Origin of the sequence: Bradyrhizobium sp. Mp19, assembly GCF_029952935.1 — a bacterium.
Taxonomy (GTDB): domain Bacteria; phylum Pseudomonadota; class Alphaproteobacteria; order Rhizobiales; family Xanthobacteraceae; genus Bradyrhizobium; species Bradyrhizobium elkanii.
On record NZ_JASAUT010000003.1, the window covers coordinates 249,159 to 276,158 of the forward strand.

A 27,000-nucleotide genomic window follows, 5' to 3' on the forward strand; every position below is an offset into this window, starting at 1 on the left:
CCCCGCTCCGATCGAATCGGAACGAAGCTCTGGCTTGTTGTTTTGATGCGTTTTCTTCACGCGAACCGGTATCACTTCGCTCGAAAACGCTCTGGCGAGGTCCAATCCGGCGAGGCAATGCAAGGGAGAATCCCGATGAGCAGGCCGGATATTCATCTTGTCGACGCCGACCACGAGGTCGAGCGTCAATTTCGCCTTGTCATGCGCCGCCTCCCGGGCGGCGTTTGCATCATCACCGCAGGACAGGGTGAGGACATCACCGGCATGACGGTGACCTCGCTGACGTCGCTCAGCGCCAGCCCACCCCGGTTGCTGGTCAGCATCAACCGGCAGGCATCGTCCTTCGCACCGATCGCGCGCCATCGGCTGTTCGGCGTCAACATCCTCGGCTCCGACCAGCAGGCCCTGGCCGAGCGCTTCAGCAATGGCCGGCTGAAAGGCAGGGAACGCTTCGAGGGCACCGACTGGACCCATGGAGCCTCGGGCGTGCCGTTGCTGCAGCGGTCGCTTGCGATGATCGAATGCCAGGTCGAGGAGATCATCGAGCGGCATTCCCATGGCATCATCGTGGGCCGCCTCGCCAGCATGGAATTGTCGCATCGGCTGTCCGGCCTCACTTACTGGAATGGACAGTATGTCCAGATCGATCACGAAGCCGATCTCGACCTATTGGCCGAAGTCAGCATTCCTCTGGCGCATGTCCGTTAGAACAGAGAAAGGGCGCAGCATGAAACGCGAATTGCCGCCAGCATCGCCTCCGTCAACGGCCGGTGCGGTCAGCAGACCACCAGGCCGCTGGCAGCTCGACCGGATCGTGGCCGAGTTGCGCACGTCGCGGGAGGAGACCCACAGCATCCGGCAAGACGGCGAGGCCCGCCGTGCGCCCTCGCGCGACGTGCTGGAGGCGATCCTGGATGGCCTCACCGAGGCGCTGTTTCCGCGCCACTACGGCCAATCGGACCTCGACGGCGAGAACATCGACTATTTCGTCGGCAATACGCTGAGCATAGCATTGGATTCGCTCAGCGCGCAGATCCATCGCGGCGCGCTGTTCGTTGGCGACGAGCTGGAGCCGGGCTTTGCGCACGAAGAGGCGATCGAGCTGACACGCGCATTCGCCACCCAACTGCCGTCGGTCCGCGGACTTCTGATCAACGATCTGCGGGCGGCATTCGTTGGAGACCCGGCGGCGCGGAATTTTCCCGAGATCCTGATCGGCTATCCCGGGATGACCGCCATCATCCACCATCGCCTTGCGCATCTGCTCTACCAGATCGGCGCGCGGCTGGTGGCGCGCCTGATGTCAGAGATCGCCCACACAAGGACCGGCATCGATATCCATCCGGGCGCTCGGATCGGTTCCGGATTCTTCATCGATCACGGAACCGGCGTCGTGATCGGCGAAACCGCCATCATCGGCAACAATGTCCGGGTCTATCAGGCCGTCACGCTCGGCGCGCGGCATTTCCCGACCGACGACGAGGGCCATGTGATCAAGGGCGACGCCCGCCATCCGATCGTCGAGGATGACGTCGTGATCTACGCCGGCGCAACCATACTCGGCCGGATCACGATCGGCCGCGGGTCGACCATCGGCGGCAACGTCTGGCTGACCAAGGACGTGCCGCCGAACAGCATTGTGGCGCAGGCCACCGCACGAAACAGTCCGAGCGGCGCCTGAACCACGGCCTCACGCCGCGACCTGTGCCTTCCATCGCATCAAGCGCCGTTCCAACGCCTCCAGGACGGCATTGAATGCCAGCCCGATCACGGTGATCCCGGTTATGCCGAAATACATCTGCGGGATCAGGAAGCTGTACTGGCTGTTGATGATGAGATAGCCGAGACCGGCCTTGGCGCCGACCATCTCGGATGCGACCAGCACCAGCATGGCTGACGCACTGGCGAGGCGAATGCCGACAAAGATCGTCGGCAGCGCCGCCGGCAGGATCACCTTGCGGAACAGCTGCTGCGGGGTCGCGCCCATGGTCCGCGCCGACTTGATCAAGAGCGGATCGACCTGCTTCACCGCGGCGATGGTGTTGAGCAGGAGCGGCCAGGCGCAGCTATAGACCACCATCGTGACCTTCGAGAGCTCACCGATGCCGAGCAGCAGGATGAACACCGGCAACAGCGCGAGCGGCGCGGTATTGCGGCAAATCTCGATGAACTGGTTCAGCAGATCGCCGAGCCTTGTGTACCAGCCGACGGCCAGCCCGAGCGGGACGAACAGTACGACTGACACCAGAAACCCGCTCAGGGCGCGGAGCAGGCTCGCGGAGGCGTCGTCATAGAGCTCGCCGGTTTGCGCGAGCTGCCAGCCTGCGGCGATGACGTCAGAGAAGGGCGGCAGGAACACCGCGTCGATCAAGCCGAGCCTGGGCGTGGCCTCCCAGATCGCCAGAAGGGCGATCAGCAGCAGGGAACGGCGCCCGAAAGCTGCCAGACCGCGGGTCGCGGCGCGGACCGCGCTCACCAGCGGTGACCGCACCGCCGGCGTATGCTCGTCTCGCCGCCCATGCGCGAGCTCCAGCAATGTCAGCATCTCCAGGCTAGACATGAGCGACTTCCTTTACTTCACGGTCGGCACGGCCTGCGCTGACCCTGCCCGCCGATTGCCCCTGCTGCGCCTTCTGCACTTCCTCGCGGAGCAGGCTCCAGATCTCATGGCGCACGCGACCGAATTCCGACAACGAGCGCACATCCTCGGCTTCGCTGCGCAAGGCCGCGGGGATGTCGACAATCTGTTTGATCCGGCCCGGACGCGACGTCATGACCGCCACGCGCTGACCGAGCACAACGGCCTCGTCGATGCCATGAGTGATGAAGATGATGGTCTTGCCGGTGGCACGCCAGATCCGCAGCAACTCGCCTTGCAGCGTTTCGCGCGTCTGGGCATCGAGCGCGGCGAACGGCTCGTCCATCAGCAGCACCTCCGGATCATAGGCAAGGCTGCGCGCGATCGCGACGCGCTGCTTCATGCCGCCGGAGAGCTCATGCGGATAACGGTCAGCAAAACCGGACAGCCCGACCAGGTCGAGAAAGTGCCGCGCAATCTCTCCGCGCTGCTTCGGCTTGAGGCCGGCAATGTCGAGCCCGAACTCGACATTCTGCGCGGCGGTGCGCCATGGAAACAGCGCATACTGCTGGAAGACGACGCCGCGGTCGCGTCCGGGCCCGACGATCGGCCGGCCGTCGAGCAGGATGCGGCCGCTGGTCGGCCTCGCAAGCCCGCCGAGCAGATCGAGCAATGTCGACTTGCCGCAACCGCTTGGACCGACCAGGGCCAGGAATTCGCCGGCGCGGACGTCGAACGTGATGTCCTCGAGCGCGGTGAAGCGGCCCGCCGGCCGGCCTCCCTCGCCTCGGGTGACGAACTCCTTGCGGACCTTGTCAAAGCTGATCTTGACCGACGTCATCGCGCCTCCGCCGTCCTTCCGGGACGGAAATAGTTGAACTCGTTGGTGTAGGTGTCCGAAGCCTTGATCTGGCCCGGCTTGAGCAGGCCGTCCTTGACCAGCCAGTCGATCCAGACCTGCAGCTCGGCATCCGAGATCACGCCGCCCTTGGACGCGACGCCGGTGCTCTTCCAGTACTTGATTGAGGAGGCATCCTCGTTGCGCTTGCGCTCCGTGATGATCCGGTCGAAGCGGGCCCGCACTTCATCGGGCGGCGTCGTCTGCGCCCACTGAATGGCTCGCGAGATACCCTCAACCAGCTTGCGGGCGGTGTTCGGATTGTCCTTGATGAACTTCTCCCGCAGCACATAGGCACCGCCGGTGAATTGTCCGAACAGATCGGTATCGTTGAAGAGCGAACGGATTCCGCCACGCTCCAGCGCCTTGTCGCGCAACACGCCGCTGAGCGCGCTCACCTCGACCTGCCCTTGCCGCAGCGCCTGCTCGCCGGTGACGGGTGGGACCGCCACCAATGTCACCTGCTTGGCCTCGCCGGCGCCAAGGCCGTTCCGCGCCAGATACTCACGCAGCACGAACTCCAGATGGGCGCCAAGCGTATTGACCGCGACCTTCTTGCCGATCAGGTCGCGGGCCGTCTTGATCGGACTGTCGTCCTTCACATAGTAGCCGTAATAGGTGTTTGCGTCGGAACCGTAGTAGCCGACCACCGCCTTGATCGGCGCCTTGGCCGCGATCAGCTTGATAATCGCGCCATAGAATGCGCCGCCGACGTCGATGTCGCCGGTGACGACGGTCTGGATGTCCTGCGGTCCGCTGATGGTGTTGCCGACCCATTTGAGCTTCAGGGGCGCGAGGTAGCCGAGGTCCTCGGCGAGCTCGGTGAACGTCACCTGCCCGGCCCAGCCTTGATAGCGGATCTCGGTCTTCTCGAGCGGAGGCTCGGCGAAGGCCGGAGCGATCAGACCCGACGCAAAGGCGCCGGCCAGCAGCAATCGCACCGCCCGGCGCGCGGCGGCTCGCCGCGCGCGCAGAATTCGAATGATGGCATTCATCGTGTTGCTCCAATAGGCGACATGCTCAGGCTGCCTTCGCCGACTGCGGCTTCGGCGATTTGATCCGCGTCACGCTGTGGCGGCCGTCGACGCTGACCGGAACCTCGCCATCGATGGTGGCGCGGCGCACCACGCGATGCTGCTCGCCGTAGTCATTGACTGCGTAATGCTGGGTCGCGCGATTGTCCCAGATCGCGACGTCTCCTGCCCGCCAGCTCCAGCGCACGGTGTTCTCGGGAGCCGTGATGTGAGACTGGAACAGATCGAACAGCTTCTGGCCGTCATATTTCGGCAGGCCGACAAAGCGCTGGACGAAATTGCCGAGCACCAGGGTGTGCTCGCCCGTTTCGGGATGGACGCGCACGACCGGATGCTCGGTCTCATAGATCGTCCCGGTGAATACCTCGTCGAAATGCTTTCTGTCGGCGTCGGTGGCGCGAGACTTCACCGCGTAATCATAGGCATTGCTGTGAACCGCCCAGAGCTCGTCGGCGAGCTTGCGCAACGGTGCCGGCAGATCGAGATAGGCCGCCGCCGTGTTCGACCAGACGGTGTCACCGCCATAGGGCGGAATCACCACGCCGCGCAGCACCGAGATCTTCGGATAGGCATCGACGAACGTGACGTCGGTATGCCATTGGTCCGCGCGGCCGCCACCACGCCCCGAATCCAGCTCGAGGATCGACGACGTGCCCTTGCTCGGGCCGATGGTCGGATGCGGCACCAGTTTGCCGAGCCTGACCGCGAAGCGCTCCTGCTCGCCGTCGTCGAGGTGCCCCTGGTCGCGAAAGAAGATCACCTTGTGCTCGAGCAGCACCTGGTTGATGGCACGGATGACCGCGTCGGGAAGGTCACCCGACAGCTTCACATTCTTGATCTCGGCACCAAGCCGGGCAGCACGCTTGACGATGTCGGCGCGCGGAATGACGTTGTCGATGGTGGTCGTGTTGCTCATGATGTTGGTCTCGTCGCCGCGATCCCCTGGACAAGGCTCCGCCATGCGCCGGTCGCGGAAACGACGGCGGAGATGAATGATGTGGTCGTGATCCTCGCTATTCCGCCGCGACGGGCTGCGGCGGCCGCCAGACAGCCGGCGCATAGAGCTCGGCGGTGAAATTCTCCGCGATCTCTCCGTTGATGCGCGCCTCGTGAGATGCAAGGTCGGCCAGGAACAGATCGCGGCTGATCCTGGCGGTGATCCCCGGAATGTCGCGCTTGAAGCTTGGAACGTCGCCGATCGGCAGGCCGAAGCTGACAAATGCCGCCGGGTTGAAGACGTGAATGTCCTTCAGATACGGCGCGCGGCCCGGAACTTTCTCCAGATACTCGTGCCCGGACCCGAGATAAGGATAGGCCGCCAAGCCATCGTCCTTTTCGCCGTCAGGCGGCACGAAGCGATCTCGCCACAGCAGAATTTCGTCGACGAAATCGCCGAGCTCGGACTGCGCGCCAAGATCGACGGAATAGCCGGTCCCGGTAATCGCGAAATCGAACGCGAACTCGCCCTGCGGAGTGATGGCGACCGGCCGTACCCCCTTCAATTGCGCCGAGGTCCACGGCGCGCCCAGATGCAGATGAAAATTGGGAAAGGCGACCGCGCGCGAGATCGCATCCGGCGGCGGCGTCGACCCAGCCTGCCTGAACCGAATCGCCTGATGCCAGCGCACCGCATCAGGCAAGCTGCCATAATTGTCATAGGCTCCCGGGTAGCCGCGGATCCGAATGACCGGCAACGCGGCCAAGGTCTCCCGGCGCGCAAACAGATGAACGTCACGCGCTCCGGCCTCAAGGGCCGCGGCCGCCGCATCGAAGGCCGACGCAGCACTCCCGACCACCGCAACGGAGAGACCACGCAGCGGCCTGAAATCGATCTTCTCCGATGTATGCGCATGGAATCGCTTCGGCAGGGCCCGCAGCGCATCAGGGACATAAGCGCCCCCGCTACCCGCAAAACCGGTTGCGAGCACCAGCTTGCGCGTGGTCTCGATGGTCGTGACCCCGCTCCGCTCCAGATGTAACCGCAGATGATCGGCTGCGGGCTCGATGTGGAGCAGCCGCGTGCCGTAACGAATGCCGGCGCCAGTCACGCGGCGATACCAGTCGAGATAGGCCGCCCAGTCGAGCCGCGGAATCCGATCGAGCGCGTCGAAGGCCGCCGCGCCATGGCGCGCTTCATACCATGCCTGGAAACCAAGACCGGGCAGACCGAGCTCCGGACCTGGAAGCGTCTTCGGGGTACGGAGCTTGTGCATTCGCGCGCTCGTCAACCACACGCCGGCCTTGCTGGCGTCGGCGGCGGCATCGATCACCGAAACCTTGCCGATCCCGGCGCGCCGAAACGCAAACGCGAAGGCCGCGCCGGACTGGCCACCGCCGACCACGACGACGTTGTGATCGATCCCGTCGCGATCAGGCACCCAGTTCTGCGGGTCGGCCCCGATCAGCCGGAGGGCCTCGCGGGCGACGCTGTCAGGATCGGATTGCGGCATGAATGACCACCTCGCTTTGACGTTGCAAATCGTAAAAGCGATCGACATTCAGTCAATGAAACGAAACCAGCTTTGTTTTCGATAGCAGGCAATGTTCGCGTCGTGAACAACGCGGGCATTGAAATATTTGCGATGATCGCCGCCTGACCGATCGTCTCATGTGCATTGCGACGTGCGGGATCGGCGCGATCGATTGGGAAAACCTCCCAAATCATGCACCGCCCGGATCGGCGCGATCGCACTCATCTCCGGTGAACGACGAACTCGTCACGTTCATGCTCGCTTGCCGCGCAACAATGCAAATTCATTTCATCGCCGTCGACATAGAGTCTGCCGCAACGCACGCGCCTGACGTCGACGCGCGGCGAGCAACGATGGGTCTCTCGAAATGCCGCAAACTGTTGGCGACATCAGCCTTGAACACGATACTCCGGAGCTCGCCCGCTCCTATGATGAAGCGGGACTCGTTCAATTTCGCCACGGCAAGTTCCTGATCGGGCCGCTCGCCATCAAGTCCGGCGAGCACGTGCTCGACATCGGGACGGGAACCGGCAGGCTTGCGGAATTCGTGGCCGGACTGGTCGGCCCGGACGGCCGCGTGATCGGTATCGACCCGCTTGCCGGCCGCATCGAAATTGCGCGCCTTCGACAGGGGAATAACCTCCAGTTCGCCGCCGGGCGCGCCGAAGATCTGTCGGACTTCGACGACGCCCAGTTCGACGCGGTCTATCTCAACAGCGTCTTCCATTGGATCTCCGACAAGGATCGCGCGCTGCGGGAGATCCGGCGCGTGCTCAAGCCCGGCGGCCGCCTCGGATTGAATGTGCAGGATCCGTCCAGGCCGCACCAGTCGCGCCTGCTGCTTCGTCGCGCCATCGTCGAGGCGGGTCTTGCCGGCGATCGCCAGGACTCCAACCCGGTGCTCGGATCGACCGACGAGGAGCTCAAATCGCTGTTCGCGGCACACGGCTTCGTCGGCTACCGTAGCGAATTGCGCGCGCTGATCGATATCCACGACGATGCCGCATCGCTGCTGCAGTGGTCGGAAGCGAGCGCATTCGGCAATTTCCTCGAAGCGTTCACCCCTCACGAGCGCGACCTGGTGCGACGCACCTTCGCGCGCCTTGTCGAAGAAAAACGCACGCCCGAAGGTTTGAAGCTGGAGCGCTACCTGCGCTTCGCGTTTGCGCACAAGGCGCCGTCCCACCAATAACGATCGGCAGAACTCACGAGATCCGAGATGAGCAAACGACAGCTTTCCCTCAACCTCTTTATCTATCCCGGCGGCCATCACGAGGCGGCATGGCGCTACAAGGGCTCTGCGGCGGATCGCATCCTTGACGTTACCTACTATCAGGAGCTGGCGCAGCGCGCCGAGGCCCAGAAATTCGACGCGATCTTCTTCGCCGACGGCCCCGCGCTGGCCGACAATGTTCGCTACGCACAACGATTCCGGTTCGAGCCGATCACCTGGCTGGCCGCAATCGCCGTCGCCACGAAACGGATCGGCCTGATCGCGACCGCGTCGACGACCTACACCGAGCCCTACAACCTGGCCCGCCTGTTCGCGTCGCTGGATCACCTCAGCGGCGGCCGGGCCGGTTGGAACATCGTCACGACCAGCACGGCGCAGGCGGCGCAGAACTTTGGCTTGCCCGAGCATCCGCCTCACCACGAACGCTACGAGCGGGCGCGGGAATATCTCGATGTCATCACGCGGCTGTGGGACAGCTGGGAAGACGACGCGGTGGTGAACGATCCCGCATCCGGCATTTTCGCCGATACGGGAAAGATCCATCCGATCGATCACGTCGGAAAGCACTTTCGGGTGCGCGGCCCGCTCAACATCTCGCGGACGCCGCAGGGACGGCCGGTCTATGTCCAGGCGGGCTCGTCCGATGACGGACGCGCCTTTGCCGCGCGCTTTGCCGAAGCGATTTTCACCGCGCATCAGACGCTGGCGAGCGCCCAGGAGTTTTACGCGGACATCAAGCGGCAGGCACGCGCCTTCGACCGCAGCCCCGATCAGGTCAAGATCCTGCCGGGCATCAGCCCGTTCATTGCCAGCACGCAGGCCGAAGCCGACCGGTTGCAGGACGAGTTCAACGAGTTGATCCAGCCGGAATACTCCTTGACCCAGCTTCGCCAGATGATCGGGCTCGACCTCTCCGGCTTCGACCTCGACGGTCCCTTCCCTCGCCATCTGATCGACACCGGTAGCGCCCGCGGGGTCGCCAGCCGCTTCAAGCTCGTGGTCGACATCGTCGATCGCGAGCAGCCGACCATCCGCCAGCTCGTGCAGCGTCTCGCCGGGGCGCGCGGCCACTGGGTGATCGCGGGCCCGCCGGAAAAAATCGCCGACAACATCCAGACCTGGTTCGAGAACGGCGCGGCCGACGGCTTCAACGTGATGCCGCCCTGGCTACCCGGCGGGTTCGATATCTTCGCCGAGCAGGTCGTGCCAATCCTGCGCAAGCGCGGCCTGTTCCGCGATGAGTACGGCGGCACGACGCTGCGCGACCATTACGGACTGAGCCGGCCGCAAAGCCTGTTTTCCGGATCGATCAAGGCGATCGCCTGATCGCTGATCGCCTGACGTGCTCGAAATCGCCGACCTCGCGTCGGCCGAATCGCTGTTTGCCCACAGTCCAAGGATTTGAGAATTCAATGACCACTGCGCGTGTCCTGTTGCTTTCGACCCTGCTCATTCTCGGTGCTCTTACCGGCGCCGCCCTGCACGCGGAGACATCAGCAAAATCCGATCTGAAAGTCGGCTTCGTGCCGGGCCCCTATATCGACGAATTCAAGGTTGGCGTCGCGCCCGAACTCGAGAAGAAGGGCTACCGTATCCGCTATGTCGAGTTCTCGACCGGGCTGGAAGCCAACAACGCGGTGTTCAAGGGCGAGATTGACGCCAATGTCATGCAGCACACGATCTTCCTGAACTCGTACAACGAGCGGCAGCAGACCGACCTCGTCGGCATCGTCCACGTCCCGACGCCCCCGATGGGGCTTTACTCGAAGAAGCACCCGGTCGGCTCCCCCATCAAGCCCGGCTCGACCGTGGCCGTGCCCAACGATCCCGTCAATCTGCAGCGCGCGCTCTGGATCCTGCGCGATCTCGGTCTCGTCGAGATTCGCGACTCCAAGCCGGTCGATGTCAGCGAACTCGACGTGATCAAGAACCCCGGCGGCATCAAGATTGTGCCGCTGGAAGCAGCACAGGCGCCGCGCGCGCTCGACGACGTTGATTTCGCCGCCATCCAGGGCAACTTCGCAATCTACAGCGGCCTGAAGCTGACCAACGCATTCGCCCTGGAGAGGATGACGACGCCCTATATCAATGTGGTCGCGGTGAAGCAGGCCAATGCGGGCTCACCGTGGGCGCAGGACATCGTCGCCGGCTACAAATCACAGACGTTCAAGACCGCGATCCTGTCCGACCGGTTCTATGACGGGTTTACCCTGCCGGATTACCTGAAGCGCTAGACCCAACCACCATCAACGATATGGCTCTGGTTGGTGCAGGCGCCGCTGTCATCGGCGGCGAAGAACAGCACGACGCGGGCGATGTCATCAGGCACGAGTTTGCGCTTGAGGCATTGGCGCTGCATCAACTCGGCGACGCCTTCAGGCGTCAACCACAGATCCTGCTGCCGCTGGGTCATGATCCATCCGGGCAGGATGGAATTGACCCGTATGTTGTGCGGCCCGAGATCGCGGGCCAGCGCCCGGGTGAGGCCCTGAACGGCTGATTTGGCCGTTGTGTAGCAGGGCATGTTGCCCTGGCCGATCACCCAGCTCACCGAGCCGATGTTGACGATCGAACCGCCCCCTGCCTGCTTCATGTCCGGCGCGACCGCCTGGGCGCTGAAGAACTGGTGCTTCAGATTGACGGCGATCCGCTCGTCCCAGAATTCCGGTGTGACGTCCTCGATCGCGTGACGGTCGTCGCGGGCCGCATTGTTGACCAGGATGGTGACCGGCCCGAGCGCCTCGCGGATGCCGGCGACTGCGCGCCGCAGCGCGCCGATGTCGCGCAGATCGGCATGTTCGAAGTGCACGCGGGCTTGTGCCCCGAGATCGGACAGCAGCTGCTCCGAGGCCGTCAGGTTGATGTCGATGAAGCCAACCCGCGCGCCCTGGTCGATGAACTGGCGGACGATCGCCTCGCCAATGCCGGAACCGCCGCCAGTGACCAACACGGTCCGGTCCTTGAGACTTGGATAGATGGCGCCCTGCATTGGCATCCTCTCGATTTTGGCGCCTGAAGGGCGTCGGTTGCGTTGCTGCGGCTCAAGCAAAAGGGCCACAAATCCCGAGGTTCACTCGGTCGTCTCCATGAGGCTGCGGTCGACGACCCGCAGCGTCCGCCGCACCATGCCGTCGACGATGGTCGCCGACTCGCTTGGACGCACATATATCGCCGTGGACTTGAGCAGCCACGGCAGCACCGCCTGGTTGAGCCGACCTTCATAAGCACTGCGCATCATGTCAAATGCCTGCAGGCCGGGACCTGCGAGGATGACGTGATGCGGGCGCAGCACCGATATCGTCGTGGCGACCGCCTCGGCAAGCGCGTGGCCCGCCTGCTGGAACAAGTGCTTGAGGCGGGAATCGCCGCTCCGTGCCCGATCGCGCAGCAGAGCCATCTGCGCCTCGGACGGTTGCTGCGACGCCGCCGGCGGCAGGTCGAGAAAGGTGCGGGCATCGCGGTAAAGCGCATAGTCGGCAAGATGGGCCTCGATGCAGCCGCGCTGACCGCAGCGGCATTGCGGGCCGTTCAGCGCCAACTTGACATGACCGATCTCACTGCCCGCGCCCGCCCCCCAGCGCGCTTCACCGTCGACAATGATGCCCATGCCGACGCCGTGGCCCACCATAATCGTGGCCGTGAGGCCCTGCGCCAGTGCCGGTTCGGCGGCTGCGAGGGACAGCGCGACCGCGACCGCGTCGTTTGCCATCACGACCTCGACACCGAACGCCTGGCGAATCGGCTTGGCGAGATCGACGTCGGTGATCGACAGCGCCGGGCTCCACAGATGCCGGCCGGTGTCGCCGTCGACGATGCCCTGCAGCGCTATCCCGATTCCGAGCAACCGATGTCGTGGCGTGGCGGTCGCCTCAAGCATGGCGTCGATCTGTGCGATCACGAGATCGCATAATGCGCCTGCATCGAGCGCGCGCGTCGCGAGTTCAAGTCGCGATTGCGCCAGGGCGGAGCCGCTGAAATCGGCGATCAGTGTCTCGACCAGATTCATGCGCAGCGAGACGGCGATGATGCGGCCAAACTCGGGATTCAGGGTCAGCAGGACTGCCGGCCGGCCGCGGCGACGGCCGCCATCCGCATCCTCTTCGTCGGCATCGTCGGGCCACAGCGTCGCCGCATCTGTCTCGGCTTCGCACAGCAGGTCTTCCGCCATCAGCTTCGACGTGATCGCCGAAATGGCCGGGAAGCTCAGGCCCGTGCTGCGTGCGAGCTCGACCCGCGGCAACGGCCCTTGGCGTCGCAAGACCTCGACGAGACGGCCGGGGTTCGATCCGCGGGCCAGGCTCGAAGCACGTCTCAACGGCTCGGACTGCTCGTTCATATTGGCTTTTTTAATTCTCTTGATGAAATTATTCAACGCGGGCTACTCAGATATGGGCCGAAAAGCGCGGATAGAGGCTGAAATGCATCATCATCATACTATTAATGCTTGAAGACGCCGGCATGAACATCCTTGACTGGACATTTTGTCGCGCTAATTTATTAGTTACGTGAATAAAATAAGGCGTGAAAAGCGCCGGGCGTGAAATCCCCTCACCGGGGGTGTCGACAGGGAGGTGCATATGAAGATCTCAACGAGAGAATTGATCGTGCCGCTCTTGGCGGGCGCTGCCGCGCTCGCGATGGCGACGGGGGTAGCACAGGCACAGCAGAAAAAGACCATCGCGCTGGTGACCAATGTCGCGGCCGACTTCTGGACCATCGCGGGCCGTGGGCTTGAGAAGGCGCAGAAGGAGCACCCGGACTACAATATCGAATTGATCGTCACCAATGAAGGGACGGCGGCCGGCCAGCGGCGCGAACTGGACGATCTGCTGGTGCGCGGCGTCGCTGGTATCTCGATCTCGGTCGACGATGCACCGCATGCAACCGAAGAGCTCAACAAGGTTGCGGCCAAGACCGTGCTGATCACCACGGACAGCGACGCGCCGCAGAGCAATCGCCTCGCCTATATCGGCACCGACAACGTCGCGGCAGGGCGGCAGGCCGGCGAGGAGATCAAGAAGGCGCTGCCGAACGGCGGCAAGATCGCGCTGTTCGTCGGAACGATGGACGCCGACAACGCCCGCGAGCGGGTGCAGGGCATCAAGGAAGCGATCGCCGGCACCAAGGTCGACCTGGTCGACGTGTTCACCGACCAGGTGGACTTCGCCAAGGCCAAGGCGAACATGGAGAACGTGCTCGTCAAATATCCCGACATCGCGCTGCTGTCCGGCCTGTGGAGCTACGAGACGCCGCTGATCTATGACGCGGTGAAGGCCGCAGGCAAGGCCGGCAAGGTGAAGATCGTCGGCTTCGACGAGGATCAGCGGACGCTGCGCGGGATTTCCGACGGCACGATCGAATCCACGGTCGTGCAGCAGCCCTACGAGTTCGGCTATCTCTCCGCCACCAACATCATCAAGACGCTGAACGGCGACAAGTCCTGGATTCCGAAGGACAGCAAGCTGATCGTGCCGACCAAGGTGATCAGCAAAACCAACGTCGCGGAGTTCGCCGCACATCTGAAGGAACTGCTCAAGAAGTAACTTCAGTCGGCTTCAACGCCCGGCCGCCACAGGCCGCCGGGCGTTGTGCAGGAGGACATGCCGAATGGCGGAAACGCTACTGGAGCTCAGCGGAATCAGCAAGACCTATCCCGGCGTCAGGGCGCTCGACGACGTCAATTTGCGCGTCAATCGCGGCGAGGTGCTGGGCCTGATCGGCGAGAACGGCGCCGGCAAATCGACGCTGATGCGCGTGCTCGCCGGCGTGATTGCGCCGAGCGCCGGCGTGATCCGCATCGACAGCACCGAGCACCCCCGGATGACGGTGACCGAGGCGACGCGATGCGGCATCGCCTTCGTGCACCAGGAGCTGAACCTGTTCGAGAATCTCGATGTCGCCGCCAATGTCTTCATCGGGCGCGAGAAGCTGGCCGGCGGCCCGCTGAAGCTGGTTGACAATGCGCAGATGCATGCCCGCGTGATGCCGCTGCTGGAACGACTGGGCGCCGATTTCACGCCGGGAACGCTGGTCGAGAATTTGTCGATCGCGGAGCGCCAGATGGTGGAGATCGCCAAGGCGCTCTCGATCGACGCCCGCGTCATCATCATGGACGAGCCGACCTCCAGCCTGACGATTTCGGAGACCGAGCGGCTGCTCGAGGTGATCGCCGACCTGAAGGCGCACGGCATCTCGGTGATCTACATCTCTCACCGGCTGGGCGAGATCATGAGCTGCGCCGATCGCGTCGTGGTCTTGCGCGACGGACGCACCGTGGGGGAATTGGCGCGCGACGAGCTCAGCCACGCCGCCATGATCCGGCTGATGATCGGCCGCGACCTGAAGGCGCTGTATACGCCGCCGGCATGCGCGCCGCAGCCCGGCGGCTGCGATATCGCAGGCGTCGTGACCACGGCCTTTCCCGACCGGCCGATCGATCTGTCGGTGCGGCGCGGCGAGATCCTCGGCCTCGCCGGGCTCGTCGGCGCCGGCCGCACCTCCCTTGCTCGTGCGGTGTTCGGCGTTGATCCGCTGCTCGGTGGCGAGATCAGGATCGACAACGCCCCGGTCGGCGTCGCCTCGCCGCGTGATGCGATCAGGCAAGGAATCTACCTGGTGCCGGAGGATCGCAAGAAATCCGGCCTGGTGCTGGAACTGCCGATCAGGGAGAACGTGACGCTCGCGAGCCTGCTGGATCATGCGCGGATGTGGCTGGTCAACGGCGCGGCCGAGCGCAGAATCGCCAAAGACCAGGCCAGGCGGCTGTCCATCAAGGCGCCGAGCATCGACATCGAGGCCGTGACGCTGTCCGGCGGCAACCAGCAAAAGGTGGTGCTGGGCAAGTGGCTCTCCATGCAGCCGCGCGTGATGTTCTTCGACGAGCCGACCCGCGGCATCGATGTCGGCGCCAAGAGCGAGATCTACGCGCTGATGCGCAGCCTCGCCGACCAGGGCGTCGCGATCGTGATGATCTCCTCGGACATGGAGGAAGTGATCGGCGTCTCCGACCGGGTGGCGGTGATGCATGAAGGCAGTGTCAGCGGCGTGCTCGAGCGCGACCAGTTCAGCGAATACAACGTGTTGAGGCTGGCGGTCGGCCAAGCGCTCGAAACCATGGAGACCGCTGCGCCATGATGAAGAAGGAACTCGGCTTGTTCTTGCTGCTGGCGGTGATCTCCGCCATCACGGGCGCGATCAATCCGGCCTTCCTGTCGTTCGTGAACCTGCTGAACATGGCCAATCTGATCGGACTGTTCGGTGTGTTTGCGCTGGGTGAAGGCCTCGTCATCATCACCGGAGGAATCGATCTTTCGCTCGGCTCGATGTTCGCGCTGCTTGGCGTCATCTTTATCGACCTGCTGACGACGTATCAGGTGCCCTGGCCTTTGGCGCTGCTGCTGGTCCTGATGGGCGGGCTTGCGCTGGGCGGCATCCAGGGCTTCCTGATCACGCGTCTGAAAATGCAGCCCTTCATCGTGACGCTGTGCGGGTTGCTGATCTATCGCGGCGCCGCGCGCTACTACACCAGCGATTCGACGCGCGGCTTCGGCTACGGTGACGAGGCAAGCACGCTGAGCGGCATCGCCTCCGGTAATATTGCGGGCATCCCGAACACCTTCATCTTCCTGATCATCCTTGCGCTGATCCTCGGCGTGCTACTGCACCGCTCGGTCTACGGGCGCTGGCTTTATGCCGTGGGCAAGAACGAGGAAGCGGCGCGCTTCTCCGGCATCAACACCAACCTCGTGATCGCCACCGCCTATGTCATCAGCGGCGGGCTCGCCGGCGTCTCGACCGTGATGTTCGTCTTCTACACCAACTCGGTCTCTCCGAGTTCGTTCGGCAACTTCTACGAACTCTATGCGATTGCGGCGGCCGTCCTCGGTGGCTGCAGCCTGCGCGGCGGCGAGGGCTCCATTCTCGGTATCGTGCTGGGGACCGCGTTGCTGCAGGTGCTGCAGAACCTCGTGAACATCCTGGGCATTCCCAATTCGCTGAACTTCGCGGTGATGGGAACCGTGATCCTGATCGGCGTGCTGGCGGATCAGCAATTGCAGGCCCGTCGACGGCGCAAGGCCGCGCTGGCTGGCCTCGCCCGCACGGCGCCAAGATCGAAGGAAGGTACAATTCTGCAAGGCGCAGCTCCGCATCGCGCGACTGCGTTGCCGACGACGGGCGATCAGGCATGACAACTTGAAAAAGGAAGCACCCGGACCGGGAATATGGTCGCGGTGATTTGAGTAGAGGAACGAGGGGAGGAGTTCGATGCGCAAGATCGATCAAGCTCACGGCGCTCGTATCCAAACTGGCGTGGGCTGGCCCAGCTGAGCCGCAGGCAGACCCTCGCCGCCGTCTTGAAGAGCTTTGGCGTGCGCGCGGACTCTATCTCTGGTTGATGAACAGATGTTTTGAAACTACCACGTTTCACGCTGAAGGGCTTTGGGCGGGAACGTGGCACAAAAATAGACAAAGCCGGGGACGCTGGGAGTGCAGAAAATGTCACTTAGGTCTGTAAACACCGCGCGGGCGTGCGGCGTGGGGATCGCGTTGTTATCTCTGTTCAGCGGCGGCGCGCATGCGGCCGATCTCATGACGAAGGCGCCGCCGGTGCCTTACACGGAGACCGATGATTTCTGGACAAGGCCATATCTGTTCGGCGATCTCGGCAGGACGCAGCTAAAGGAGCGAGGTATCTCGCTGGCCCTGACGCTGGGCGACGAAGCCGTAGGCAACTTGTCGGGCGGCAACAGGAACACCGCGACCCAAGCCGGACAGCTGTTCTTTCAAGCCAAGTTCGATATGGCGAAGCTTGCCGGCATCCAGGGCGGCACGGTCGGCCTCACGCTGGTCGACCGCTTCGGCCGCAACCTGAATGACGAGGCGGGAATTCCGGCTCTGCAACTGACCAACGAAGTGTTCGGCCGCGGCAGTATTCTCCGCCTGACAGAACTCTATTATTCGCAGAAGCTGTTCGATGATCGCCTTGAGCTCAAGGGCGGCCGTCTTCCGGTCGGCTCCGACTTCTTCTTTGGTCTCTGCGAGTTCATCAACCTGACCTTCTGCGGCGGCCAGCCGGGCAACATCCAGGGCGGCTACATCTACAACTGGCCGGTGAGCCAATGGGCCGGTGTGGTGCACTACAACTTCGCCAAGGAATGGCAGCTCTCGGTCGGCGTCTACGACGCCAATCCGAACTACCTGACAACATCGGACTCCGCGACTTACTTCTTGCCCGGTGTCCCTGGCTCGAGCCCGGCCTCAGGCGTGCTGGTGCCGGTCGAGGTCGTCTGGGCGCCGAGCGGTCCGTTGAACGGGACCTGGAGATTTGGCGGCTGGTATGACAGCGCATCGACAATTGATGGCGGCCTGCCGGGGATCATTGCGATCTCGCCGGGCACCGGCGGTGTCTCGGACCAGAATCTCGGAGATTCGCGCGGTCGTTATGGCGTCTATGAATCGATCCTGCAGCGGCTGACGGTTGAAGGTCCCAAGGCGCAGGGCTGGTACACCTTCCTCAATACGACCGTCGCCGACCACCGCACGTCGTACCAGGATTACCAGATCGCCTTCGGCTTCAGGCACACCGGAACGTTCGCCTCGCGCCCCGAGGACGAAGTCGGCTTTGCGGTCGGCACGACCCATGTCAATACGGCTGCGCTCACGCCCAACGCCGGAGGAAACGAAGTTCCGATCGAAGCCTGGTACGGGTGGCAGGCGACGGGCTGGATGAACCTGAAGTTCGACGCCCAGTATGTGATGCATCCTGGCGGGCGCGGGTACAATGCCGCCGGCGTGAAGACCGACAACGCCTGGATTCTCGGTCTGCGCACGCTGGTGCACTTCTGAGCCGGAGGCGGCCAGCATGCCTGAGCGAAGCCAACCATGGTAACCCCTCAAGACGCCGGGCTAGCAGTCCTGGAGTTGAAGGGCATCGGCAAGGAGTTCGGCGCCATTCGCGCGTTGCATGGCGTCGACCTCCGCGTGTCGCCCGGCGAGGTGGTCGGCCTGATGGGCAACAACGGCGCCGGCAAGTCGACTCTCGTCAAGATCATTGCCGGCAACTTTCCGCCAAGTCACGGCGAGATCCGCTTTGACGGCAAAGCGGTTCATTTCGCCCGTCCGATCGATGCCCGGTCTCGACGTTGTGACGAAGGACAACGTCGCGGCGATGCCGAAATAAGCGCGCAGGCAGCCCGAGCGGAACGGCATGGATCCGGACCTGTGCTCGCGGCCGACCGACATCGGTATCCCGCTGAGCGGATCTCGGCGGCCATCTTCAATGGCGCCGCGATCGCATTTGACGAGCGCTAGGGAACAATGAGCGTCCCGGTCTCGCCGGTCAGCGCGGCCATTGCGCAATTGAGATGGCTGATGATCGCGCGCTTTCCACCACCCTCGAGAAAGCGGATGGCGGCATCGACCTTGGGCCCCATGCTTCCCGGCGGAAAATGCCCCTCGCGATGATAGGCCTTGATCTGCGCCAGGCTGACCTGATCCAGCTCCCTCTTGTCGGGTTTGCCGAAATTGATCGCGACGCGGGGCACTGCGGTCAGGATCAGCAGTTCCTCGATGCCAAGCACGTTGGCGATATGGGCCGAGGTCAGGTCCTTGTCGATCACTGCCGGCACGCCGGTGCGCACGCCCCGTTCGTCGCGGATCACGGGCATACCACCGCCGCCGCCTGCGATGACGATGGTGCCGCGTTTGACCAATGCGTCGACCAGAGAAATGTCGCAGACATGTTTCGGTTTCGGAGACGGCACGACATGGCGCCAGCCACGTCCGGAGTCCTCGCGCATTTTCCAGTTCAACTCGGCGCTGATGCGCTGGGCTTCCTGCTCGGTGAAAAACGGTCCGACGAACTTGGTCGGATTGGCGAAGGCGGGATCGTTGGCGTCGACCTCGACCTGGGTCAGCAAGCTGGCGACGTGCCGGCCGTTGCCATGCGCGCGCAAGACGTTCTCGATCGCCTGCATCAGAAGATAGCCGATGCCGCCCTGGCTGTGCGCGACGCAGATGTCCATCGACATCGGCGGAATCCGGCTCATCGTCAGCATCTGGCGCATCATGATCTTGCCCACCACCGGTCCGTTGCCGTGGGTGATCACCAGCTCGTTGTCGAGCTCGGCCAGCGGCAGCAGCGCCTCGGCCGTTTGCTGCGCGACGGCCTTCTGCTCGTCCGAGGTGCCGCTGATGTCTTCGGGGTGGACGGCATTGCCGCCGATCGCGATCACGAGACGGCGCGGGACCTCATTGAGTGTTCGCATAGCGCGGCATCCTGACGTCGTTGACGGAAAGAGCGAGAGCGAGATCACAGGCCTGGGCATTCGACGGCGCCACCACGATGCCGGCGTCTTCGAGCAGCCTGATCTGCGCCGAACGCACCTGGCGATCGAGCTCGGTCCCCGTCACCGACGCAACCAGGACCGGCGCGTCATCCGCGCGGCCCGCCACGACAGCCGCAAGATGCGCTGCCGGATTGTCATGTGCGCCGTATCCGACCACGAGATCGAGCAGAATGACGGCGACCGCGGGATCGACCAACGCCGCCCGCAAGGCATCGTCGCGCACCGAGGGATCGATCATCGGATGCGGTCGGCCCTGGGTATATTCGTCGGCCCCGAGGTCGACGATGCGGTCCCGCCCCTGCGCCTCGGGCTCCCCGAAATGCGGGACGCCGGGAATGGCGGCATTCGATGCCACCTTGCGGCCGCCCGCGGCAAGGATTACCTGCGCCTCGGCACAGAGCGTGCCGCCGGCGAACAGCCCCTCGATGCGCTGCGCCGCCTTGCGTCGCTGCGGCAAACGCGCAGCCACGGCGGCAGCGTCGAACTTGCCGCCAATGCTCCGGCCGTTGCCGAGGGTTTTCTCGGCCGCTTCCCTCAACGTACCGGCAAAGCGTGCATTTGGCGGCAGATCCGCCGAGGCGGCGCCGATGAAGCAAACCGTGTAGGGCTTCGAGCTGTTTCCGATCCGGCCGAGCACGGCCCGGGCGACGTCCGGATGCGGCGGCTTGGAGATGAGCACGACGCGATCGGTCTCGGGATCGGCATCAAGGGCGTCGATCGCCATCAATGTCGTGATGCCGCCGATCTCCTTCTTCAAATCCCGTCCGCCGACGCCGATGGCGTGGGAAATGCCCTCGCCCGCCTCGGACAGCAGGCACGACACCTCCTGCGTCCCGGTCCCGGATGCGCCGATGATCCCGATCCTGCCGCGCTTCAGCCGGTTGGCGAAGGCGAGCGGCGCGCCGCCGATGACCGCCGTGCCGCAGTCCGGTCCCATCATCAAGAGGCCCGCTTCGCGCGCCTGCTGCTTCAGCGACAATTCATCCGCTATCGAGACATTGTCGCTGAACATCAGGACATGAAGTCCGCGGTTCAGCGCCTTGCGCGCTTCCGCCGCGGCGAACTCGCCGGGAACGGAGATCAGGGCGAGGTTGGCAGCGGGTGCGGCCTTGACGGCCGCGGCAATGCTGCGCGGCCGCCACGCCGCTTCACCGCTGCGGCTCGTCTTGGGGCGGTCAAGCGCCTTTTGCGCTTCGGCAAGCGCAGCGCGTGCCGCCGCTTCGCTCTCGGCCTTGATCGCGAGGATCAGATCATTACCCTGCGCGACCACCTCGCCATCGAGCAATCCGGCGTTGCGCAAGATCGCCTGGTTGGACGGCGTGCCCATCATCAGCGCGGCTTCGACGACGCCCGCCGCCGACGCGACCTCGCGCGACAACCGCATCAACGCCACCGAGTCGAGATAGAAGCCCTTGCGAATTTCGTTCAGGACATACGCGCTCATGACACCCCCAGATCTTCCGCAATGGCGAGGACCGCCTGCCGGAAGCAGGCCATCGGCGCCCGCACCACGCCGGCGCCGACCTGGCCGATGCCGGGCTCGCGATGCGCGATGCCGGTGTTGATGACCGGTGCGAGGCCGGTCTCCACCACCAGGCGAACGTCGATGCCGGTCGGCACGCCGGCAAAGTCGAGCGCGGGGATCGTCCATTCCGGATTCTGCCCGACAGTGATTTCGCTCATTGCCCGCGTGAAATTGCCCGCCGACGACGGTGCGCCAGCGCCGATGAAGCCGGCAACCGCCGGAGCTGCCGCCATCGCGAAGCCACCAAGCCCAACTGTCTCGACGATAGCGGAGTCGCCCATGTCGGGATTGGCATCCTTGCGCGAATAGCCCGGGAAATAGAGCCCTTCCGGCATCTCCACCGGCGCCGTGAACCAGCGATCGCCCAATCCGCTGACGCGGACCCCGAAATCGGTTCCATTGCGGCACATCGCGGTCACCACCGTCGAACCGCGAATGCCGTTGGCGGGATCGGTCAGCGCCTTGCCCATCGCCATCGCGATGTTGAGGAAGAACTGATCATTCTGCGCGATGAAGCCAATGCAGCTTGCGAGAACCTCGTTGTCGTTCGAGGTGCGCGCCAGCGCCGACCCGATCTCGCGCAGGAACACGCTGGAGCAGGCCAGGTTGCGCTGGTGCATTTCATCGCCCATCGAGAGCCCGCGCGCGATGATCGCCTTCAGGTCGATCCCGCCATGCGCGCGGATCGCCCTGGCCAGCACCGGCCCGAATACGTCACGCAGCCAGCCGAGGCGCGCCAGCACGCTATCGTCATTGCCGCCGAAGCGCATGACCTTGCCGAGGCCCTCGTTGATGGCGCAGTAGGCGCGGTTGCCGTATTTGGCGTTTTCGACGACGAACACCGGCATGGAGACCGTGGTCATGCCGGTCATCGGACCGACCGCGCCGAAATGATGGTTGGGGTGAAAAGCGACGCCGCCGCCCGCCGCGAGTTCGAAGGCGGCTCCAAGATCCGGAGCCCAGCCTTCGAACACGATGGCGCCTGCCACCGCGCCACGCATCGGACCGCACATTCGGTCCCAGGTGATCGGCGGCCCGGCATGAAGGATCATGCGTTCCTTCAACCCCTCCAGCACATCGCGCGCTGGAACGATATCGACCAGCCTGGGCTCACCCTCGAGGATGCGTGCCAGCGCCTGCTTGTTGGCGTCTTCGATCAGCTTCATGGCCGCTCTCTCACGTACCGAGCTTGGCGAGCAGTGCTGCCATTTCGGGATCGCCATCGGCGGGCGGCGTCCAATCGACCTGCACGACCTCGATATCGCAATCCTGCAAGTCCTTCACAAAGCCTGCCAGCCCGACGTTCACCACGCTCGGCTTGCTCATCAACAGACGCCCGCTCGGCGTATCTTCCTGCTTGGTCACCACTCGCGGCCTCCCGAGATCCGATGCATCGATTTTAGTAAGAAAGTTTTTACTTTGTCAAACACCGCAACCTTTCGTCCGAATTCCCGTTGCGTCGCATGATCGTTTAGGCCCCTGCGATTGATCGCGTCGGCGGGCCGTCGCCGGCGAGGCCGGCATGATGCAGCGCGCTGTCGTTGAGCAGCCGGCACTCGATCGCGCGCAACACCATCAGCGCACCTGCAAACGCATCCAGTCCAGAGCTTTGCCCGATCCGCGACAGCGACGCGACCGCGGACTTGATACGATCCACCCGTCCGCCAATCGTCGCGTCGATGGCTTCATGCAGCGCCGCCGCCGCGAAGCCGAGCACGGCACTGTGCAGGTGGGCAGCACTGATCTCATTGGTCCGACCGAGATGCGCGCGACAGGTCTTCCACAGCGCATCGCGCGTCGCGAGACGGCCGAGGCCGGCGAGCGCGACCAGCGCGCCGCCGATCAAGTCGTCGCCGGATGGCGTGAGCCCGGGACCAAGGCCGATCAATTCGACGATCTCCGGGTAGTCACGCGGTACACATCGCTCTCCGCGAAGCCCGGCCTCGATCAATCGCCTAAGCGCGGCGAGCCCCGGCGCCGCCGCAGCGAGCACCCGAGACGACCTTGCGAGAGGCTCCGCGCCACCCGACGCAGCGAGCCCCTGCTCGACCGGCAAGCGACGCCATACCTGATCGACCATCGCAAGCCCTGCCCGCAAACTGTCGAACGTCCATTCCGGCGCCGGCGGCGGCGCCCATACTGAGGCCGTCTCGAAACCGGCAAATCGCATACCGTCGACGAGCAGCATCGTGTCGACGATCGCAACCTCTTGTCCGGGAACGAGCAACCGCGGTTCGATCCCAGTGCACAGAAGATGCAGCGGGCCGGAGCCGAGGTCTTTGACACCGATGCAGATCCAGCAATCGTCGAGCACCGCATAAAGGCTGCGCTCGAACACCGCCGCAATGCGGCCGCGCCGTCCGCTGCGCAGCGCGCGGCGCGCCAGCACGCCGACCTCGATCACGGCACCGCCGTCGTACCGTTCAGACACCGGCGCGCCGGGCAGGTCACGAAACGTATTGCCTGGCCGCATCACACCGATCTCCCGCTGCGCAACCATGGCGTCAGGACGCGAGCACTGCGGTTCGCGGCACACTACTCCCGTGGGCCTCTCCGCCGAGATAGGCGGCTTCAAGCGACGGATCTTCCGCGATGATTTCGGCCGCGCCGCTCTTCAGGATGGCGCCGGTCTCGAGCAGATAGGCCCTGTCGGCAAGCGCAAGGGCTTGTCCGGCCATCTGGTCGACCACGATCAAGGTCATCCCCTCGACGCGAAGCCGCTCGAACGACGCGAACAACTCGTCGACGACAAGGGGCGCCAGTCCAAGCGACGGCTCGTCAAGCATGAAGACCTTGGGCGCGGTCAGAAGCCCACGCGCGACCGCGAGCATCTGCTGCTCGCCGCCCGACAAAAGGCCCGCGCGATGATTGATGCGCTCCTTCAGGCGCGGAAAGCGGGCAAACATCGCGTCGATCTCCGCGTCGAGATCGAGGCCCTTGCGTGCGAAAGCGCCGAGCTGCAAGTTCTGCCGCACCGTCAGCTCGGGAAACACCTGCCGTCCTTCGGGCACCAGCACGATGCCTGCCCTGGCGCGGATATGCGCCGGCATCTTGTCGACGCGGGCGCCGGACAGCCGAATCTCTCCGACCGACCGCGGTGGTTCGAGGCCGGCAATCGAGCGCATCAGGGTGGTTTTCCCTGCTCCGTTGGCACCGAGTACGGCGATGGCCTCGCCGGGGGCGACGGCAAGGTCGACCCCACCGAGCGCCCGCGACAGGCCATAGAAGGCATCGAGCGTGCGGACTTCGAGCGCCGTGCCTTGTTTCGCCGGGCGCGGCGCGCGGCGCCGCTCACCCGACGGCGCGTCGCCGAGATAGGCCTTGCGGACCAGCGGATCGTTACGGATCGCCGCCGCATCGCCGATCGCGATGCGCTTGCCGCCATCGAGAACGACGATGAGGTCGCTCAGCGACATGATCATCGGCATGTCGTGCTCGACAATGATGACCGCGATCCCGGTCTCCGCGATGCGACGGAGCAGAACCGTCAGCCGCTGCTTGTCACCCTTCGAAAGACCCGCGGCCGGCTCGTCGAGCAGCAGGATCTTCGGGCGCAGCGCGAGCGCCCTCGCGATCTCGACCAGTCGCTTTTCGCCATGGGGCAGCGAGTCCGCGCGTCTGCTCAAATCGCCGTCGACACCGGCAAAGCGCAACAGCGACCGTGCAAGGCGCTCCTGCGCGTCATTGTGCAGCGCCGACACGATGTTGCCGAGCTTGCCCGCCGTCGCCGCCAGCAGGACATTCTCGATGATCGAGAGCGAGCCGAATAGCTGCGTCGTCTGGAACGTTCGCGCCACTCCGACACGTGCAAGCTGGTGCGACGGCAAACCGGTGACGTCGCGGTCACCAAGCTTCACGGTGCCGGATTTCGGACGGTAGAAGCCGCAAAGCAGATTTAGCGCGCTGGTTTTGCCCGCACCATTGGGGCCGATGACGCTGGTCACCGTGCCGGGTTCGGCGGTAAACGAGACGTCCTGCACGGCGCGGACACCGCCGAACGAGATCGAGAGGTTTGCGACGTCAAGACGCGACGCGCGACTGGTCCCGATGCCAAGATCGGCGACCGGCTCGGCGCCCATTGCGCCCGTATCGGCCTTCGATCCCGTCGGCAGGATCCTTGCCGCGAATTGCTCGATCAGCCCCATGATGCCTGAGGGCGCGAGCCGCAGCACGGCGAAAAGCAGCACGCCAAAGGCAAGCAGACGATACTCCGCGAGATCGGACAGCATTTCCGGCAGCAGCACGACGAGCGCCGCCCCGATCACCGGCCCCAGCGCCGAGCCGGCGCCGCCGACCATGACGCCGAACAGCAGCAGGATCGACTGCAGAAAGGGGAACGAACTCGGGCTGATATAGCCCTGGAGGGGCGCAAACAGCGCTCCCGCCAACGCCATCGCTGCGGCCGAGATGATGAACGCCACGGTGCGGACCCGCACGAGATCAATGCCGATCGAGCGCGTCGCAACCTCGGTGTCGCGGGCGGCACGCATGGCGTAGCCCCAGCCGCTCCGCTTCAAGCGCTCGAACAGGATGAGGCCGGCGAACACCAGCACGATGCCGGCGATCGCCAAATGCCGCTCCGACAGCGGAAAGCCGAACACTTCCGGCGGCGCGGTCAAGATCAGGCCGTTGCCGCCGCCCGTGAGGTCGCGCCACTCGATCGTGCCGTGCTCGACGATGAAGCCGAAGGCGATCGTCACCATCGCGAGATATGGACCTCGCACGCGCAAGGCCGGCATGGCAAGCAGACCACCGACGACGCTGACAAGAGCAATCGCGGCAGCCGTCGCCGCAAGATAGGGCCACCCCGCCTTCTCCATCAGGAGTACGGTCGTGTAGGCCCCGATCGCCATGAAGCCGATGTGGCCGAGCGAGATCTGCCCTGCCAGACCGAGCAGCACGTTGAGGCCGATACAGGCGATCGCCGTCAGCGAGATGGTCGCGACCAGGAACACGCCGTAGCTGTCGGCAACGGCGGCATAGAGGATAGCGGCCGCGAGTGCCGCGACGGCGGCGAGAATAGAGACGCGAGAGGTCATACCTTTTTCACTCCGGCTCGGCCGAGCAACCCGTGGGGGAGGACGACGAGGATCGCGATCACCGAGGCGAATGTGATGATCTGGGTGTAGACCGATCCTAGGTAATTGGTCGCGAACACCTCGATCAGGCCGAGACAGAGCCCGGCCAGCATCACGCCCCAGGCGCTGCCGAGGCCGCCGATGATCGCCGCCGCGAAGGCCTTGATGCCGAACAGCGTGCCCATTTCGGAGGACACGTTGAACAGGGGCGCGATCAGCAGCGCCGCGACCCCTGCCAGCATCGCCGAGACCGCGTAGCTTGCCGCGATGGCGCCGCTGACGTTGATGCCCATCAGCCGGGCGGCGTTCGGGTTCTGGACCACCGCGAGCATGGCGACGCCGTGACGCGTCCGGCGACTGAGCAGATGAAGTGCCAGCGCCAGCAGCAATCCGACCACGGGAATCAGGAGTTGCAACGGATAGACCCCCGCGCCCTCGACGATCTGGATCGGCTTGGCCGCCAGGACGGACGGAAAGCTGCGCGGCTCCTTGCCGAAGACGAACATCATCAGGTTGTCGACGATGATGCCAACCGCAACGGTTGCCATCAGCCAGTTGTCGGAGCCGCGCTGCACGAACGGCCGGACGGCAAAGCGCTCAATCAGCAGGCCATAGACCGCGCAGACGAGCAGAACGGCGGGAATGCCGGCCGCGGCCGGCCATCCCCACAGCACGAGGAAGAAGTATCCGGCAACGGCTCCCAGGGTCATCGAGCTGCCCTGGGAGAAATTGACCGTGCCGGAGACGGCGTAGGTGACGTGGAAGCCAAGCGCAAGCAGCCCGTACATGCTCCCGAGCGCCAGTCCTGTTATCACCGCGGGAAGAAATGACATC

Annotated in this window: 23 protein-coding genes and 1 pseudogene; 10 read left to right on the forward strand and 14 right to left on the reverse strand. The window is 64.4% G+C overall.

The annotated features are described in order from the left end of the window. Positions 1-135 precede the first annotated feature (135 nt). Both QJT82_RS06150 and epsC read left to right on the forward strand, forming a co-directional pair. A complete protein-coding gene (locus tag QJT82_RS06150; RefSeq protein ID WP_028338447.1) occupies positions 136-708 on the forward strand; it encodes a flavin reductase family protein in 573 nt (190 codons plus the stop codon). A gap of 19 nt (positions 709-727) precedes the next feature. Then, positions 728-1,681: a serine O-acetyltransferase EpsC gene (epsC, locus tag QJT82_RS06155; protein ID WP_028338446.1), complete on the forward strand. Its 954-nt coding sequence runs from the start codon at positions 728-730 to the stop codon at positions 1,679-1,681. Positions 1,682-1,690: 9 nt separating this feature from the next. Here the strand turns inward: epsC and QJT82_RS06160 are convergent, their stop codons facing one another. The 5 genes from QJT82_RS06160 to QJT82_RS06180 all read right to left on the reverse strand — a co-directional run bounded on the left by QJT82_RS06160 (position 1,691) and on the right by QJT82_RS06180 (position 6,960). Next, positions 1,691-2,560 carry an ABC transporter permease gene (locus tag QJT82_RS06160; RefSeq protein WP_028338445.1) on the reverse strand — a complete coding sequence of 290 codons (870 nt, stop codon included), beginning with the start codon at positions 2,558-2,560 and terminating at the stop codon, positions 1,691-1,693. Further along, complete coding sequence (locus QJT82_RS06165) at positions 2,553-3,419, reverse strand: ABC transporter ATP-binding protein (protein ID WP_028338444.1); 867 nt, start codon at positions 3,417-3,419, stop codon at positions 2,553-2,555. Before QJT82_RS06165 ends, QJT82_RS06160 begins: the two co-directional genes overlap by 8 nt. After that, positions 3,416-4,471, reverse strand: a complete 1,056-nt coding sequence (locus QJT82_RS06170; RefSeq protein WP_028338443.1) for an ABC transporter substrate-binding protein — start codon at positions 4,469-4,471, stop codon at positions 3,416-3,418. The genes QJT82_RS06165 and QJT82_RS06170 overlap by 4 nt, the downstream gene beginning before the upstream one ends. Before the next feature lie 25 nt (positions 4,472-4,496). Next, positions 4,497-5,426: a TauD/TfdA family dioxygenase gene (locus QJT82_RS06175; protein ID WP_028338442.1), complete on the reverse strand. Its 930-nt coding sequence runs from the start codon at positions 5,424-5,426 to the stop codon at positions 4,497-4,499. A 97-nt stretch (positions 5,427-5,523) separates the two neighbouring features. Then, entirely contained in the window at positions 5,524-6,960 is a 1,437-nt protein-coding gene (locus QJT82_RS06180) for an FAD-dependent oxidoreductase (protein ID WP_028338441.1), read from the reverse strand. Positions 6,961-7,348: 388 nt separating this feature from the next. Here QJT82_RS06180 and QJT82_RS06185 point away from each other — a divergent pair, with 388 nt between their 5' ends. The 3 genes from QJT82_RS06185 to QJT82_RS06195 all read left to right on the forward strand — a co-directional run bounded on the left by QJT82_RS06185 (position 7,349) and on the right by QJT82_RS06195 (position 10,449). Next, positions 7,349-8,173: a methyltransferase domain-containing protein gene (locus QJT82_RS06185; RefSeq protein ID WP_028338440.1), complete on the forward strand. Its 825-nt coding sequence runs from the start codon at positions 7,349-7,351 to the stop codon at positions 8,171-8,173. A 27-nt stretch (positions 8,174-8,200) separates the two neighbouring features. Next, positions 8,201-9,541, forward strand: a complete 1,341-nt coding sequence (locus QJT82_RS06190; protein WP_028338439.1) for an LLM class flavin-dependent oxidoreductase — start codon at positions 8,201-8,203, stop codon at positions 9,539-9,541. Between the two features lie 86 nt (positions 9,542-9,627). Next, positions 9,628-10,449, forward strand: a complete 822-nt coding sequence (locus QJT82_RS06195; RefSeq protein ID WP_028338438.1) for a MetQ/NlpA family ABC transporter substrate-binding protein — start codon at positions 9,628-9,630, stop codon at positions 10,447-10,449. On the opposite strand, the gene QJT82_RS06200 is transcribed toward QJT82_RS06195, so the two are convergent. Together QJT82_RS06200 and QJT82_RS06205 are read right to left on the reverse strand one after the other, a co-directional pair. Beyond that, positions 10,446-11,204, reverse strand: a complete 759-nt coding sequence (locus tag QJT82_RS06200) for an SDR family oxidoreductase (protein ID WP_028338437.1) — start codon at positions 11,202-11,204, stop codon at positions 10,446-10,448. The two genes, QJT82_RS06195 and QJT82_RS06200, sit on opposite strands and share 4 nt — an antisense overlap. Positions 11,205-11,285: 81 nt before the next feature. Further along, on the reverse strand, positions 11,286-12,551 hold the full coding sequence (locus QJT82_RS06205; protein WP_028338436.1) for an ROK family protein: 1,266 nt from the start codon (positions 12,549-12,551) through the stop codon (positions 11,286-11,288). A 241-nt stretch (positions 12,552-12,792) separates the two neighbouring features. Here QJT82_RS06205 and QJT82_RS06210 point away from each other — a divergent pair, with 241 nt between their 5' ends. The 5 genes and pseudogenes from QJT82_RS06210 to QJT82_RS06230 all read left to right on the forward strand — a co-directional run. Next, entirely contained in the window at positions 12,793-13,758 is a 966-nt protein-coding gene (locus QJT82_RS06210; RefSeq protein ID WP_051447694.1) for a sugar-binding protein, read from the forward strand. A gap of 64 nt (positions 13,759-13,822) precedes the next feature. After that, positions 13,823-15,349: a sugar ABC transporter ATP-binding protein gene (locus QJT82_RS06215; RefSeq protein WP_028338434.1), complete on the forward strand. Its 1,527-nt coding sequence runs from the start codon at positions 13,823-13,825 to the stop codon at positions 15,347-15,349. Then, on the forward strand, positions 15,346-16,404 hold the full coding sequence (locus QJT82_RS06220; protein WP_028338433.1) for an ABC transporter permease: 1,059 nt from the start codon (positions 15,346-15,348) through the stop codon (positions 16,402-16,404). The genes QJT82_RS06215 and QJT82_RS06220 overlap by 4 nt, the downstream gene beginning before the upstream one ends. Positions 16,405-16,711: 307 nt before the next feature. Further along, the gene (locus QJT82_RS06225; protein WP_028338432.1) at positions 16,712-18,061 is read left to right on the forward strand and encodes a carbohydrate porin; all 1,350 of its coding nucleotides are present in this window, start codon (positions 16,712-16,714) and stop codon (positions 18,059-18,061) included. A 36-nt stretch (positions 18,062-18,097) separates the two neighbouring features. After that, a pseudogene (locus QJT82_RS06230) lies at positions 18,098-18,352 on the forward strand (ATP-binding cassette domain-containing protein); the annotation flags it as partial. A gap of 170 nt (positions 18,353-18,522) precedes the next feature. Here QJT82_RS06230 and arcC read toward each other — a convergent pair. The 7 genes from arcC to QJT82_RS06265 all read right to left on the reverse strand — a co-directional run bounded on the left by arcC (position 18,523) and on the right by QJT82_RS06265 (position 26,999). Further along, positions 18,523-19,482, reverse strand: a complete 960-nt coding sequence (arcC, locus tag QJT82_RS06235) for a carbamate kinase (RefSeq protein ID WP_028338430.1) — start codon at positions 19,480-19,482, stop codon at positions 18,523-18,525. Next, positions 19,466-21,007, reverse strand: a complete 1,542-nt coding sequence (gene fdrA / locus QJT82_RS06240) for an acyl-CoA synthetase FdrA (RefSeq protein ID WP_035630810.1) — start codon at positions 21,005-21,007, stop codon at positions 19,466-19,468. The genes arcC and fdrA overlap by 17 nt, the downstream gene beginning before the upstream one ends. After that, entirely contained in the window at positions 21,004-22,254 is a 1,251-nt protein-coding gene (locus tag QJT82_RS06245; protein WP_028338429.1) for a DUF1116 domain-containing protein, read from the reverse strand. Before QJT82_RS06245 ends, fdrA begins: the two co-directional genes overlap by 4 nt. Positions 22,255-22,264: 10 nt before the next feature. Further along, entirely contained in the window at positions 22,265-22,456 is a 192-nt protein-coding gene (locus tag QJT82_RS06250) for a hypothetical protein (RefSeq protein ID WP_028338428.1), read from the reverse strand. 103 nt (positions 22,457-22,559) lie between these two features. Further along, the gene (locus QJT82_RS06255; RefSeq protein ID WP_196238112.1) at positions 22,560-23,561 is read right to left on the reverse strand and encodes a DUF2877 domain-containing protein; all 1,002 of its coding nucleotides are present in this window, start codon (positions 23,559-23,561) and stop codon (positions 22,560-22,562) included. A gap of 31 nt (positions 23,562-23,592) precedes the next feature. Beyond that, positions 23,593-26,127, reverse strand: a complete 2,535-nt coding sequence (locus tag QJT82_RS06260; RefSeq protein WP_028338427.1) for a branched-chain amino acid ABC transporter ATP-binding protein/permease — start codon at positions 26,125-26,127, stop codon at positions 23,593-23,595. Beyond that, positions 26,124-26,999 carry a branched-chain amino acid ABC transporter permease gene (locus QJT82_RS06265; RefSeq protein ID WP_028338426.1) on the reverse strand — a complete coding sequence of 292 codons (876 nt, stop codon included), beginning with the start codon at positions 26,997-26,999 and terminating at the stop codon, positions 26,124-26,126. The genes QJT82_RS06260 and QJT82_RS06265 overlap by 4 nt, the downstream gene beginning before the upstream one ends. Position 27,000 lies beyond the last annotated feature (1 nt).

Bases quoted from the DNA above. Each gene is read 5' to 3' on its own strand.
- QJT82_RS06195 (WP_028338438.1), top strand. From the start codon at position 9,628: ATGACCACTGCGCGTGTCCTGTTGCTTTCGACCCTGCTCATTCTCGGT.
- QJT82_RS06180 (WP_028338441.1), bottom strand. From the start codon at position 6,960: ATGCCGCAATCCGATCCTGACAGCGTCGCCCGCGAGGCCCTCCGGCTG.
- QJT82_RS06220 (WP_028338433.1), top strand. From the start codon at position 15,346: ATGATGAAGAAGGAACTCGGCTTGTTCTTGCTGCTGGCGGTGATCTCC.
- QJT82_RS06190 (WP_028338439.1), top strand. From the start codon at position 8,201: ATGAGCAAACGACAGCTTTCCCTCAACCTCTTTATCTATCCCGGCGGC.
- QJT82_RS06170 (WP_028338443.1), bottom strand. From the start codon at position 4,471: ATGAATGCCATCATTCGAATTCTGCGCGCGCGGCGAGCCGCCGCGCGC.
- QJT82_RS06210 (WP_051447694.1), top strand. From the start codon at position 12,793: ATGAAGATCTCAACGAGAGAATTGATCGTGCCGCTCTTGGCGGGCGCT.
- QJT82_RS06160 (WP_028338445.1), bottom strand. From the start codon at position 2,560: ATGTCTAGCCTGGAGATGCTGACATTGCTGGAGCTCGCGCATGGGCGG.
- QJT82_RS06255 (WP_196238112.1), bottom strand. From the start codon at position 23,561: ATGCGGCCAGGCAATACGTTTCGTGACCTGCCCGGCGCGCCGGTGTCT.
- arcC (WP_028338430.1), bottom strand. From the start codon at position 19,482: ATGCGAACACTCAATGAGGTCCCGCGCCGTCTCGTGATCGCGATCGGC.
- QJT82_RS06245 (WP_028338429.1), bottom strand. From the start codon at position 22,254: ATGAAGCTGATCGAAGACGCCAACAAGCAGGCGCTGGCACGCATCCTC.
- QJT82_RS06185 (WP_028338440.1), top strand. From the start codon at position 7,349: ATGCCGCAAACTGTTGGCGACATCAGCCTTGAACACGATACTCCGGAG.
- QJT82_RS06150 (WP_028338447.1), top strand. From the start codon at position 136: ATGAGCAGGCCGGATATTCATCTTGTCGACGCCGACCACGAGGTCGAG.
- QJT82_RS06175 (WP_028338442.1), bottom strand. From the start codon at position 5,426: ATGAGCAACACGACCACCATCGACAACGTCATTCCGCGCGCCGACATC.
- QJT82_RS06165 (WP_028338444.1), bottom strand. From the start codon at position 3,419: ATGACGTCGGTCAAGATCAGCTTTGACAAGGTCCGCAAGGAGTTCGTC.
- QJT82_RS06215 (WP_028338434.1), top strand. From the start codon at position 13,823: ATGGCGGAAACGCTACTGGAGCTCAGCGGAATCAGCAAGACCTATCCC.
- QJT82_RS06205 (WP_028338436.1), bottom strand. From the start codon at position 12,551: ATGAACGAGCAGTCCGAGCCGTTGAGACGTGCTTCGAGCCTGGCCCGC.
- QJT82_RS06265 (WP_028338426.1), bottom strand. From the start codon at position 26,999: ATGTCATTTCTTCCCGCGGTGATAACAGGACTGGCGCTCGGGAGCATG.
- fdrA (WP_035630810.1), bottom strand. From the start codon at position 21,007: ATGAGCGCGTATGTCCTGAACGAAATTCGCAAGGGCTTCTATCTCGAC.
- QJT82_RS06260 (WP_028338427.1), bottom strand. From the start codon at position 26,127: ATGACCTCTCGCGTCTCTATTCTCGCCGCCGTCGCGGCACTCGCGGCC.
- QJT82_RS06225 (WP_028338432.1), top strand. From the start codon at position 16,712: ATGTCACTTAGGTCTGTAAACACCGCGCGGGCGTGCGGCGTGGGGATC.
- epsC (WP_028338446.1), top strand. From the start codon at position 728: ATGAAACGCGAATTGCCGCCAGCATCGCCTCCGTCAACGGCCGGTGCG.
- QJT82_RS06200 (WP_028338437.1), bottom strand. From the start codon at position 11,204: ATGCAGGGCGCCATCTATCCAAGTCTCAAGGACCGGACCGTGTTGGTC.